Annotated in this window: 13 protein-coding genes; 11 read left to right on the top strand and 2 right to left on the bottom strand. The window is 50.3% G+C overall.

The annotated features are described in order from the left end of the window. Window positions 1–177: 177 nt before the first annotated feature. The 10 genes from ACLJPE_RS14855 to panD all read left to right on the top strand — a co-directional run bounded on the left by ACLJPE_RS14855 (window position 178) and on the right by panD (window position 9,873). The gene (locus ACLJPE_RS14855; RefSeq protein ID WP_000756783.1) at window positions 178–771 is read left to right on the top strand and encodes a fimbrial protein; all 594 of its coding nucleotides are present in this window, start codon (window positions 178–180) and stop codon (window positions 769–771) included. 265 nt (window positions 772–1,036) lie between these two features. Continuing rightward, the gene (locus tag ACLJPE_RS14850; RefSeq protein WP_000019793.1) at window positions 1,037–1,774 is read left to right on the top strand and encodes a fimbrial chaperone; all 738 of its coding nucleotides are present in this window, start codon (window positions 1,037–1,039) and stop codon (window positions 1,772–1,774) included. A 59-nt stretch (window positions 1,775–1,833) separates the two neighbouring features. Further along, window positions 1,834–4,440: an outer membrane usher protein gene (locus tag ACLJPE_RS14845; RefSeq protein WP_039513839.1), complete on the top strand. Its 2,607-nt coding sequence runs from the start codon at window positions 1,834–1,836 to the stop codon at window positions 4,438–4,440. Beyond that, a complete protein-coding gene (locus ACLJPE_RS14840) occupies window positions 4,427–4,993 on the top strand; it encodes a fimbrial protein (RefSeq protein WP_001549988.1) in 567 nt (188 codons plus the stop codon). Before ACLJPE_RS14845 ends, ACLJPE_RS14840 begins: the two co-directional genes overlap by 14 nt. Window positions 4,994–5,007: 14 nt before the next feature. Beyond that, window positions 5,008–5,616 carry a fimbrial protein StaE gene (gene staE / locus ACLJPE_RS14835; RefSeq protein ID WP_039513842.1) on the top strand — a complete coding sequence of 203 codons (609 nt, stop codon included), beginning with the start codon at window positions 5,008–5,010 and terminating at the stop codon, window positions 5,614–5,616. An 11-nt stretch (window positions 5,617–5,627) separates the two neighbouring features. Then, a complete protein-coding gene (locus tag ACLJPE_RS14830) occupies window positions 5,628–6,212 on the top strand; it encodes a fimbrial-like protein (protein ID WP_001253713.1) in 585 nt (194 codons plus the stop codon). A 21-nt stretch (window positions 6,213–6,233) separates the two neighbouring features. Next, window positions 6,234–7,502 (top strand): fimbrial-like adhesin, encoded by a 1,269-nt coding sequence (locus tag ACLJPE_RS14825; RefSeq protein ID WP_072035434.1) that lies wholly within the window; start codon window positions 6,234–6,236, stop codon window positions 7,500–7,502. Between the two features lie 121 nt (window positions 7,503–7,623). After that, a complete protein-coding gene (gene panB / locus ACLJPE_RS14820) occupies window positions 7,624–8,418 on the top strand; it encodes a 3-methyl-2-oxobutanoate hydroxymethyltransferase (protein WP_000043005.1) in 795 nt (264 codons plus the stop codon). A 125-nt stretch (window positions 8,419–8,543) separates the two neighbouring features. Further along, window positions 8,544–9,398 (top strand): pantoate--beta-alanine ligase, encoded by an 855-nt coding sequence (gene panC / locus ACLJPE_RS14815; protein ID WP_000905340.1) that lies wholly within the window; start codon window positions 8,544–8,546, stop codon window positions 9,396–9,398. 94 nt (window positions 9,399–9,492) lie between these two features. Further along, window positions 9,493–9,873, top strand: coding sequence for an aspartate 1-decarboxylase (gene panD, locus ACLJPE_RS14810; RefSeq protein ID WP_000621526.1), 381 nt, complete (start codon window positions 9,493–9,495; stop codon window positions 9,871–9,873). A 6-nt stretch (window positions 9,874–9,879) separates the two neighbouring features. Here panD and ACLJPE_RS14805 read toward each other — a convergent pair whose 3' ends face one another. Beyond that, complete coding sequence (locus tag ACLJPE_RS14805; RefSeq protein WP_000245326.1) at window positions 9,880–11,109, bottom strand: polysaccharide deacetylase family protein; 1,230 nt, start codon at window positions 11,107–11,109, stop codon at window positions 9,880–9,882. Between the two features lie 61 nt (window positions 11,110–11,170). Then, window positions 11,171–11,611 (bottom strand): PTS sugar transporter subunit IIA, encoded by a 441-nt coding sequence (locus tag ACLJPE_RS14800; RefSeq protein ID WP_000901969.1) that lies wholly within the window; start codon window positions 11,609–11,611, stop codon window positions 11,171–11,173. A 365-nt stretch (window positions 11,612–11,976) separates the two neighbouring features. Here ACLJPE_RS14800 and ACLJPE_RS14795 point away from each other — a divergent pair, with 365 nt between their 5' ends. Continuing rightward, complete coding sequence (locus tag ACLJPE_RS14795; RefSeq protein ID WP_039513848.1) at window positions 11,977–12,528, top strand: fimbrial protein; 552 nt, start codon at window positions 11,977–11,979, stop codon at window positions 12,526–12,528. The last annotated feature ends 29 nt before the right edge of the window (window positions 12,529–12,557 follow it).

The raw sequence follows: 12,557 nt of genomic DNA, 5'->3' as shown, positions 1-12,557 counted from the left end.
AAAACATATAAACCTAATCAGCATTTTTGCTTTTGAAAAAAAATTCACCACAAATATCTTTTAAACAAACATATAATATTTCGTTATTTTACATAATGAAATATATGCATAGAATATGCCGTCCCTCTTTAATCTTATTGAAGTGGTACATTTATCTCATTTTGTAAGGATGCAAGTATGAAAAAAGTTCTCCTGGCAACAGCCGTATTTATGGCTTTAGGCTCTTCTTCCGTTATGGCTGTCGAAGGTGGTCGTATTAATTTTGAAGGTCTGGTCAGCGCTGAAACCTGTAAAAAAGTCGTCAGCTCCGCTGTTGGTAATAGCAATATCGACGGTACGGTTACTCTGAAAACCGCACACGTTAGCGATGTTACCGCAGAAGTTCAAAACAGCACCGCAGGTGTAAACGCAGAAGATTTCTCCATCATTATCGACTGCTCCGATGCTGGCGCAGGCCTGGTGAAATCACATCTGACGATGTCCTCCTCTTTTAGCAATACGAAGGGCACCCTGGATAACGACGAAACGCTGACCCGCAGCGGTATCGAGGCGGCGAAAGCGGTTGATATCGCGGTTCACCATGTTGACGATGCCAACGCTCTCTCGCTGGTGAAAATCAACGATCCTTCTAACACGATGGAAGAAAGCTTTACCAACGGTATCGCAACCTACAACTTTAAAGCGTCTTACGTGAAATCGTCTGATGCAGGTGCCAGCGTGACAACCGGTCTGGTCTCTACCAATGCGATTTATACCTTTACTTACGAGTAATAGTCGCCTCTCAGATTGCTGACAACGCTATTGGTGCTGTTTAATGTTGGGCTGCGTCTTGCCCCATAAAACCAATAACTCAATGAATATAAATGAGTTAATTTTTACGGGTTAAATAAAACCCAACATTTATTCAGCTTCGGTGTTTGTCATCAGTCTCGCTGTCTTTAACAGACAGTATTACAGACGATGCACATTGCAGGGTAGTAGCAAATTTCGGCGCTACTTACCCTGTTTCGGATATTCAATACAGCAAGGACGGCTTATGTCTCACTCTTTAAAGTTTACTTTGTCTGCTATCGCTCTGACCGGGGCATTATTTAGCTCTGCCAGCCAGGCCGATATTATTATTTCTGGCACGCGTATTATTTATGATGCAAATAAAAAAGATGTCAGCGTGCGTCTGGAAAATAAAGGTAAAAGCCCATTATTAGTTCAGAACTGGATAGATCTCGGCAATGATAATGCCGAGCCGGGCAGTATTAAAGCGCCCTTCGCCGCCACGCCGCCGGTATCACGAATAGAACCTAAGCGCGGGCAGTCGATAAAAATTATGTATACCGCCACAGAATCGCTACCGAAAGATCGCGAAAGCGTTTTCTGGTTCAACGTGCTGGAAGTTCCACCGAAGGCAAATACCAACCAGGAAGAAAATAAGAATTTGCTCCAGTTGGCGTTTCGCACCCGCATCAAACTATTTTATCGCCCGACGGGTTTACCGGGCGCCCCGGCAGAAGCGGCAAAACAGCTGAAATGGCAGGTCGCCAGCGAACAGGGCCATGCCGTTCTTCGCGCCGATAACCCGACTCCGTATTACGTCTCCTTTAACTCTGCCACCTACACCAGCGGCGGAAAACGCTATGACGTCGACGCGACCATGGTTGCCCCCTTTGGCAAAGCCGCCTTCACGGTGAAAGGACTGCAAAACGCCAGCGCAGGCAAACTGGAATTCCAGTCCATTAATGACTACGGCGGCATCATCGCTGGCTCAGCTTCACTGTAATGACGTTATCACAAAGCAGGATGAAAAAGACGGTGCAAAACGTTTCCACAACCAGGACCATGCCAAAAAAGACGTTGCTCGCGATGTGCTGTGCGTTGTTTTACAGTCAGCCCGGCCTGGCTGCGGACATCGTTGAATACGACAGCACATTTCTGATGGGCGATGGCGCTACGTCTATTGATGTCAGCCGCTATTCTAATGGCAACCCCACGCCAGCGGGAACGTACACCGTGAGAGTGTTTGTCAATGAGAAGGCCGTCGCCAGCCAGACCATCCCGTTTATCGATATCGGCAAAAAAAGCGCCGAGGCCTGCCTGACCATGAAAAATCTGGCGCAGCTACACATTAAGTCGCCGCAAAACGTCGGCGAAAAAGCCATTTTGAAGAAAGGCGACGACGAGAGCAGCGATTGCTTAAACCTGCCAGCGCTGATTGAACAATCCAGCGTGACGTTTGATATGGGCGACCAGCGCCTGGATATCGTCGTGCCTCAGGCATGGATTAACAAAAGTTATGACGGCTATGTGGAACCGTCGCTATGGGAAAACGGAATCCCGGCCGCGCTCCTCTCCTACAACATTAACGGCTATCACAATACCAATCACGGTGTCGATAACGACAATATGTACGCCGCTTTCAATACCGGTATTAACCTCGGAGCATGGCGTTTTCGCGCCAACGGTAACTATAACTGGAACAATAACAGCGGCAGTAACTTCGATTTTCAGAACCGCTACATCCAGCGCGATCTCACTGCGCTGCGCTCGCAACTGATGTTAGGCGAGGCGTACACCACTGGCGAGACTTTCGACTCGGTCAGCATTCGCGGGGTGCGTCTGTACAGTGACTCCCGTATGCTACCGTCACAGCTTGCCAACTACGCCCCTGTGATCCGCGGCGTCGCCAATACCAACGCCAAAGTCACCATTACCCAGGGCGGCTACAAAATTTATGAATCAACGGTGCCGCCAGGTCCGTTCGAGATTAACGATCTCAGCCCTTCTGGCTACGGGAGCGACCTCATCGTCACTATCGAAGAGGCCGACGGCAGCAAGCGTACCTTTAGCCAGCCCTTCTCCTCGGTAATGCAGATGCAAAAACCCGGCGTCGGGCGCTGGGATGTCAGCGCCGGGGAAGTGAATGACGACGATCTTCACGATAATCCGTATGTCGCGCAGGGTACCTACTATTACGGTTTGAACAACTATCTGACCGCCTATACTGGCGTTCAGGCTACCGATAATCACTACCTGGCGGGGTTGCTCGGCATGGGCCTCAACACGCCGTTTGGCGCCATCGCGCTGGACGTCACCCACTCCCGCACGGAGATCCCTGACGATAAAACCTATCAGGGGCAGAGCTACCGCTTAACGTGGAACAAGCTGATTGAAGCCACTGATACCTCGTTTAACGTGGCGGCCTACCGCTATTCAACCCAGAATTATCTGGGGCTGAACGATGCGCTTCAGTTGATCGACGAAGCGAAATATGGGGATGACGACCAGCGCAACACCATGAATAACTTTGCGCGCCTGAAAAACCAGCTCACCCTCAGCATCAGCCAGCCGTTACAGTATGGCGAAACGGATTACGGTTCCTTTTATCTCTCAGGCTCCTGGACAGATTACTGGGCGACGGGCGACAGCCGCAGCGATTATACGCTGGGCTACGGCAAAGGCTTCTCATGGGGCAGCATGAGCGTCAACCTGCAACGCACCTGGGATGAAGACGGTAAAAAAGATGATTCGCTCTATATCAACCTGAGTATTCCGCTCGCCAACCTGCTTGGCGGGGAGAGTCGCCGTTCCGGTTTTAACACCCTCTCCACGCAGATGCGGACGGACTTTAACGGTGGCCATAACCTGAGCATGAACAGTAGCGGTAGCAGCAAAGACAATATGCTGAACTATAGCGTAAATACGGGTTATACCATGCAGAAAGAGGGTAAGAGCATCTCTGATATCGGCGGCTATGCCAGCTATCAATCCCCGTGGGGAGATATTTCGGCCTCAGCCTCTGCCAATAACGATAGCAGCCGACAATATTCGCTCGCGACAAACGGGGGCTTTGTCCTGCATGGCGGCGGCCTGACGTTCACTAACGATAACTTCGGTAATAGCGATGCCATCGTGCTGGTAAAAGCCCCCGGCGCGAAAGGCGCACGCATCAATGGTGGCAACAGCACCATCGATCGCTGGGGCTACGGCGCGACAAACTCGCTTTCCGCCTACAGAGAAAACCTGGTCAATGTCGATATCGACACACTGGAAAACGACGTTGAGCTTAAGAGCACCAGCGCAACTCTGGTGCCGCGCGATGGCGCGGTGGTCTTAGCCAGTTTTGAAACCGACCAGGGACGCTCGGTCATTCTTAACATGTCCCGCAATGACGGCAAAGCTCTGCCGTTTGGCGCAGAAATCTACGAGAACGATGTGCAGATCGGCAACATGGGCCAGGGCGGACAGGCTTTTGTTCGCGGTATCAGCGATGCGGGCGAACTCTCAGTACGTTGGTTTGAAGAAAACCAGCCAGCAACTTGTTCAGCAACCTTTGCGTTGCCTGCAACGCAACAAACGGTAGGGTCCAGCCAGACCTTACTGTTAGACCACGTAACCTGTCGTGTTAATAACCTTAAATCAAATGGAATAGACAATGAGAAGGAATAAGCACCTTTTAGCAGCCTCTGTGCTCGCGATGATATTTCCACTGACCAGTCAGGCGGAAGATATCAACGTTGACTTTACCGCTACCGTGCTGGCCACGACGTGCAGCATGTCGATTGCGGCGTTAGATGGCTCGAACGTATCGGGTGATGCTACCAGCGGCTATACGCTGAATGTCGGCGATGTCGGGTTGGATAAAATCATAAAAAAATCAGCGGAATCGCAGAAAAACTTTAAGTTTGTGGCGAAAGATTGCAGTGCCGCCCTGACGAAAATTACCACCGCACTCGGCAGCTCTGCGGATGCCAGCGGCAACTTTATTAAAAACCAGTCTGCGGCGTCCGATGCGGCCAGCAATATTGGTATGGGCTTTAAGCGTAAGAGCACCACCGATGAAACCTATTTCACGCCAGGCTCCGGTTCAATTACCTGGACTGACGACGAGCGCACAGCAAACGAAGTAGAGATGACGGTTGCGCTGCGTGAACTGACCGACGGCGCGGGTACCATGGGTGCCTTCAGCTCTACCGCTACGTTTAACTTCACTTATCAATAACAGGGACGATGATAATGAAAAAGCAAGTATTGCGCGGCGTAATCTTAGGCGCACTGGCGACCATGACCGCGGGCGTATCAACAATGACGCAGGCCGATGGCACCGCCAGCCTGGACTTAACGGTAAATGCCAACATCACGGCGGGAACCTGCTCCGCATCGGTGCTGGACGGTGAAACCGCCACCGATACCATCGCATTTGGCAACGTCTACATTTCGGAAGTTTTTGCCAAAACAAAAGTCAAAAGCTTTAAACTGCGCTTCAGTGACTGCGCGGGATTAAAAGATAAAAAAGCCTCTTTGGTCATTGCGCCAAGAGATGCAGGTTGCGCAGGCAACGATTCGACTAACGCAGAATTTGCCAACGCCTCCACAGCGACGTCTAAAGCGCAGAGAACCGCAGTTGAACTCTGGACAACAGATACCCCGGAAGGTTCTAACAGCGTCCAGTTCCACTGCCGTAACAAAAATGCGCAAGAGATTGATCTGAGCAGTGCAAGTTCAACCACACCGGTTGATTATCCGTTAAGCGCTCGCATGGTGCCGGTTACCGGTTATGCAATCACTGCGCTAACAGCAGGTGACTTCTATTCCCCCACCACCTTCACCATCACTTACCAGTAATGGTGATACCAATGAGACGTTTGCGCAGACTCACGCTCGCCACGTTATTTTCAGGGCTGGCAACAGCCCTGTTTATCGCGCCGCTGTATGCCGACACCAACGTGGATTTTACCGCCACCGTGCAGAAAGATACCTGCCAGATTGAAATTGACGGTAATGGTACAGTCAGTTTAGCGACCGTCGGGCCGAGTTACTTCGCCGATGGCATCACGGCGGAAACGGACTACGGGGGCGGCAAGGAATTTCTGATTAAGTTGATAAGCTGCCCGGTTAGCGGCGGCGCAATCACGAACGTCACGTTTAACTTCTTACCACAGAGCGGGCAGTTCGTTACCGGTAATAAGCAGGTGTTTGCCAATGATTTAGCGACCAGCACAGACGGTGCCTCCAACGTCGGCGTAGTGATTTTTACCACCGAGTCACCCCGCCATAACGTTCTGAACACCGATGGCTCCTCGCGGGCAACCTTTGCCGCGACGACATACAGCGATACCTCATGGACGTTTTATGCCCGGATGCAGAAAGTCCTCAGTAACGACGTGGTCGTCCCCGGCAAACTCAGCAGCCGCGTGCTGGTAAATGTTGAATACGAATAACGTGAGGACCAGTTAACTATTATGATAACAAAATGCGATCACCGACTGACGCTATTAAACACTCAAAGACTAAAGAGTGTCATTAAAATCATATCATTATTACTGTTATCTTTCGTTTCTTTTGTGACGCCTTCGTATGGCTGGTCACTATATGTAGGCCAATATACAAAGAATGAAGGGGGAAACGTATGGGGAGCGATGCAGGATTTTACAAAATCCTATGCGCCCAAAAACATGCTTAATCCAATAGCTATTCATAACGGCTCAGGGCTGCGTGAAATCTCCGTATCGAATGATGCGACAGAACTCGACCCCGGTACTGGGCTAAGTTGTAACAAAGATGGCGATAACCATGTCCTGACACTGTATCATGGCTACAAGAACTCCGGTAAAACCTACAACGGTAATATGTTATGGGAAACTAATACTCCTGGTATGTACATGGGTATCGAAGTCACCAGCATCAACTTTGGCGGCCAATACTGGAATGAAAAATTCTGGGTAAACTGGAGCAACGGAGAAACGTCCGGCGCAAAAAAATTTGATTTAACAAATATCATGCCAAAGGATGGTCGTTTCGAACTCTGTCAGAGGCCAACCAACTGGACCTATTTTGGATTAGGCGGTATTGTTCTGTGGGTTAAATATCATTTGTATATTGATGACTCTTTTAATCCTGCCGGAGCAACTTCGTTATCTGTCTCGCTACGAAAAGAACAATCGTATGATTATCAATTTGCTTCATCACCAGCCTTCTCAGGCTCATATAATGTATATTACGATATAGCACCAAATCAGTTGACGATTAACTATCCTACTTGCCAGGCCAATGCGGTCACAGGCGATGGGGTAACAAATTCAACGGTCCCATTTGGGGAACAGAATGCCAAAGACATTTCGGCGAATACCATTAACCGCAAATTTTCCATAAAGCTCAGTAATTGCGCTTACGTTAAAGAATTGAATGTTACGTTAAGTTCTGCAACGGTAGGAGGGCAGGATAACACCTTGCTCGGTAATACACTTACCGGCAGTGAAGCGGCTGGTGGCATTGGTGTTATGATCGAAGGGGAGAAAAATCCAAACAGCCCTGCTGACTGGACCTTACTTAAGCCAAACATCAGCAGTTCTATTTATTCTTTTACTAATTCCCCGGATTACGAAAATAGCGAAATTGGGAATGCTGAGCAGGTAATGAATTTCCAGGCGACCCTGAAACAGGATGGTAACAAAGCGATAACCCCAGGAAAATTCAAAGCTACGGGTAAATTCACCATTACTTATCCCTGATGTTTATTCCGGCAGACCTCCTCTGCCGGTTTTTTCCTTTCCCACAAAGCGCTAACACTTTCTTCGATCATTCCCCTACAATGCGGCCATTCTATTCATCAATATTATGGCCGGAGAGGTTATGAGCAAACCCACCACTATCTCACTGCTGCAAAAATGCAAACAGGAAAAGAAGCGCTTCGCGACAATCACCGCCTACGACTATAGCTTTGCCAAACTGTTCGCCGATGAAGGCATCAACGTGATGCTGGTGGGCGATTCCCTGGGCATGACAATTCAGGGGCACGACTCCACCCTGCCGGTCACCGTGGAAGATATCGCCTACCATACCCGCGCCGTTCGCCGTGGCGCGCCGAACTGCCTGCTGCTCTCCGACCTGCCGTTTATGGCTTATGCCACGCCGGAACAGGCGTTTGAAAACGCGGCCATCGTGATGCGCGCCGGGGCCAATATGGTCAAGATCGAAGGCGGCGCCTGGCTGGTTGATACGGTGAAAATGCTCACCGAACGCGCCGTACCGGTGTGCGGCCATCTTGGGCTGACGCCGCAGTCGGTGAATATCTTCGGCGGCTATAAAATTCAGGGGCGCGGCGACGCTGGACAAGTGCTGCTGGATGACGCGCTGGCCTTAGAAGCGGCGGGCGCACAGCTGCTGGTGCTGGAATGCGTGCCGGTTGAACTGGCGAAGCGCGTCACGGAAGCACTGTCGATTCCGGTGATCGGCATCGGCGCGGGCAACGTTACCGACGGGCAGATCCTGGTAATGCACGACGCGTTCGGCATCACCGGCGGCCATATCCCTAAATTTGCGAAAAATTTCCTTGCCGAAACGGGCGACATGCGCGCAGCTGTACGGCAGTATATAGCTGAAGTAGAGTCCGGCGTTTATCCGGGCGAAGAACACAGCTTTCACTAATTTTTCTAACCGTGCCGGATGGCGACGCGACGCGTCTTATCCGGCCTACAGATCCTCAACGGATGTAGGCCTGATAAGCGCAGCGCCATCGGGCAGGATCATCAGGCAACTCAAGGAGTCTTGTTGTGCTAATCATTGAAACCCTGCCGCTGCTGCGCCAGCATATCCGTCGTCTGCGTCAGGAAGGCAAACGCGTCGCACTGGTTCCCACCATGGGCAATCTGCACGACGGTCATATGAAGCTGGTCGATGAGGCAAAAGCCCGGGCTGATGTGGTGTTCGTCAGCATTTTCGTCAATCCGATGCAGTTTGACCGGCCGGACGATCTGGTGCGTTATCCGCGCACGCTGCAGGAAGACTGTGAAAAGCTGAACAAGCGCAAAGTCGATTATGTCTTTGCGCCAGCCGTTGAGGAAATTTACCCGCAGGGGCTGGAAGGCCAGACGTACGTTGATGTTCCCGGCCTCTCCACCATGCTGGAAGGCGCCAGCCGTCCGGGCCACTTCCGCGGCGTCTCGACCATCGTCAGCAAGCTGTTCAACCTGATCCAGCCGGATATCGCCTGCTTTGGCGAGAAAGATTTCCAGCAACTGGCGCTGATTCGCAAAATGGTGGCGGATATGAGTTATGACATTGAGATCGTCGGCGTGCCGATTATCCGCGCCAAAGACGGCCTGGCGCTCAGCTCACGTAACAGTTATCTGACCGCAGAGCAGCGCAAAATTGCGCCAGGTCTACACAACGTGATGAATAGCATCGCTGAAAAACTGATTGCGGGTAATCGTGAGCTGCAAGAGATTATTGCCATTGCCGAACAGGAATTGAATGAAAAAGGCTTCCGTGCCGACGACATTCAAATCCGTGATGCCGACACGCTGCTGGAACTGACGGAAACCAGCAAACGCGCCGTGATTCTGGCCGCCGCCTGGCTGGGTCAGGCGCGTCTGATCGATAATCAAAGCGTTACATTAGCCCAGTAGACAGGGGTTAAAAATCGGGCAATACTGCCTGAGAATTTCCAAAGCAGGCCACAAGCGCCTGCTTAGTCAAGATAAACGACAGGGTATAGATGTTATGATTCGCACCATGCTGCAAGGCAAGCTCCACCGCGTAAAAGTCACGCAGGCGGACCTGCACTACGAAGGTTCCTGTGCCATTGACCAGGATTTCCTCGATGCCTCCGGTATTCTGGAAAACGAAGCGATTGATATCTGGAACGTGACCAATGGGAAACGTTTCTCAACCTATGCGATTGCGGCTGAACGCGGCTCCAGAATCATCTCGGTGAACGGCGCGGCGGCGCACTGCGCTGAGGTTGGCGACATTGTGATTATCGCCAGCTTCGTCACCATGTCTGATGAAGAAGCCCGGACATGGCGGCCGAAAGTGGCCTACTTTGAAGGCGACAACGAAATGAAGCGTACCGCGAAAGCCATTCCGGTCCAGGTTGCCTGATAGTCCTTACCCCTGCGGCTGGTTGCTGATCAGCCGCGACATGGTTTCCAGCGAATCCGTGCGTAAAATATACAGCCTTTTGAGCAGCATCGGATTATCTCCCGGCTTCACCTTCCCTCTCACCGTGGTGACCGCCAGATGGAAACCGGCGTCTTTTGCTGCTTTGATCGCGGTCGCGTTATAGCCGCCAAAGGGATAAGAAAGATAAAATACGTGCGGAGTAAACTGTGCGAGCGCCCGCCGCGAACGTTCAAAATCAAACAGAATATTATGGTAGCTGCGGCTATATAAAATCGGACGACGATGCCCATCTACCCGATGTAAAAAGTGAGTATGCGACTGAAAATCAAAAACATCGCTTATCTTGCGCAATTCGGACACGCTCATAAATTGCAGCGACCTGGGATTCCATTTTTGCGGATGGCGCTTAATACGCGATGAAATAATAAATGCCGTCGCTTTCATATCGTACTGCTTTAATACCGGATACGCATAGCGACTCACCGATTTAAGGCCATCATCAAAGGTGATAGCCACCGCGCGCGCCGGGAAATTCGCGCGGTTATGGATGTAATCCTCCAGTTGGTACATCGTCAACGTGGCATAGCCGCGATCGCGAAGCCAGGTCATTTGGTTGCTGAATGCCCGAACCGAAGTCGTGGTGGACGTATGGCGAAAACGGGTATTCTCTTCATCACGTAAGATGTGATGATAGGTCAAAATCGGAATGCCGTTGTCTTCCTGCGCATCCATGGCGCTGACATAAGCCAGCCTGTCGCCAATACGGATCTGATACCAGGTTTGATGTAGCCTGCCTTTCAGCTTACTAATAATGGGGTAACGCAAGTTGTCCACCAATACGCCAAACGGGGCGCTACTGATGTCCGGCGCGTTATACACCGGCGTGTCCTTCCAGGTCACCAGATTCTGATTGCTGAGCGGCTTGTTAAGATCGCCCAGGCCATCTTCCACTTTTTGTTTTCCCTGCACAGGTTCCAGATGGTCTTTATCGATAAACCCCTCGCCGAAGCCGAATTTAAAGGCATAATAATCAGCCGCAACAGGCGTTACGGAAAGAATTTGTCCGGCGCGGATATTCCCTACGGTCACCATTTTATCGCCAATCTGCGACCAGATGGCGGCGTCTTTCGTCGTTTGCATATAACGAGCGGGCAAGGCAGCCAACACATTACCGGAGAAAAAGAACAGCAAGATAAGAACAACGCGCATAACCATATATCATAACCGAGGCGAAAAAACGCCGTTATTGTAGCAAAAGCGTCGTCAATGGTATTGATCAAAACTCATACAAATCATGTAGCAATACAAAAGGCGGGTTTTTCTGCTGCTGATGCCAGAGACTGGTGACATCCGGCGCGCCAAGCGCGACAATCTGGTCGCGAAATGCTGAACTGCTCATCGACTCTCGCAAAGGAAGCATTTCCTCTATCAATGAATAGCTGACACCTGAAATAACTTCACATTGAGAATGTTTATGGCTCATCAGCGACGCTACACGATAAGGCGCCGCGCCGGAAATGTCGGTTAAAAATATCACGCCTTCACCGGAGTCGGTGGCATGGAGGGCATCACACATCATACGGCTCAACATGTTTGAGCTCACGCCGCGCCAAAAATTGACCGCCCGGCATTGCGCCAGCGGACCATTTTTTCTCTCCAGGCGATCAAGCATATCCTGTGCGCGATCGTCATGGCAGGTAATCACCCATCCCAGCATAACTTCTCCTCCATTGAGCTCCAATCCAGCATGTCAGCATGTTTTTTTGGCCAACAACACTCTATGACCACGATCATTTTTTATTCAAAAAAATTTGCATTATTTTTAAAAATGTTCGCAGCCTTCATAGAATCTGGCCCATTGAAAGTATAATCACGGCAATTCTTAAATAAATATCCACCGAAACAATCAATAAAATATATATTATAAATATTTTATATTTATGTATTCTGAATTTTTCTTCGCGCCGCAAAAATCATCGAACATCATATTTACTCATTCGGGAATAAAAAGAACAATAACTTTCCACACAATAAATATTGCTACTATGTCAATATTTATAATATCTTAAAGGATCAAAGATAATGAAACTCACCTTAAAAACACTCGCTGTGGCACTGGCTGCCATCACCCTCTCCCCCGCCGCGCTGGCAGACGCCGCTAAAGACGGCACCGTACATATCACCGGCCTCATTCAGCAAAACGCCTGTACGGTAAAAACGGATTCAGTATTAATAGAGGTAACATTACAGAACGAATTTGCCTCTCTTTTTACTGCCGCAGGGCAAACGGCAGGGGATAAAGGCTTCACCATCGATCTCGAAAACTGCGACGCAAACATCTACAGCAATGTACAGGCGCGCTTTGAAGGTACGCTCGACGGAACCGATGCGACCATCCTGAAAAATGAGGCTGATGCTCAGAATATTGGCGTGCAAATTCTTGATAAAACGGGTGACAGTACGCCAGTGACCTTTAACGATCTTCAGGCATGGTCTTCCGCAGTCGCGCTCCCTACAGAAGAGGGGGTGACGACACTCTCAATGCCTTTCACCGCCCGCTATATCGCCACCGCGGTTCCCGTTGGGTCGGGAAATGTCGATGCAAGCGCAACATTCTATCTGCAATATAACTGATCCTGGCGGCCAGCGTCGGCTGGCCCATT

The organism is Salmonella sp. SAL04196 (assembly GCF_046550835.1).
Classification (GTDB): Bacteria; Pseudomonadota; Gammaproteobacteria; order Enterobacterales; family Enterobacteriaceae; genus Salmonella; species Salmonella enterica.
The sequence above is the reverse complement of the archived record's forward strand: the minus strand, read 5'-3'. Positions and strand labels throughout refer to the sequence as shown.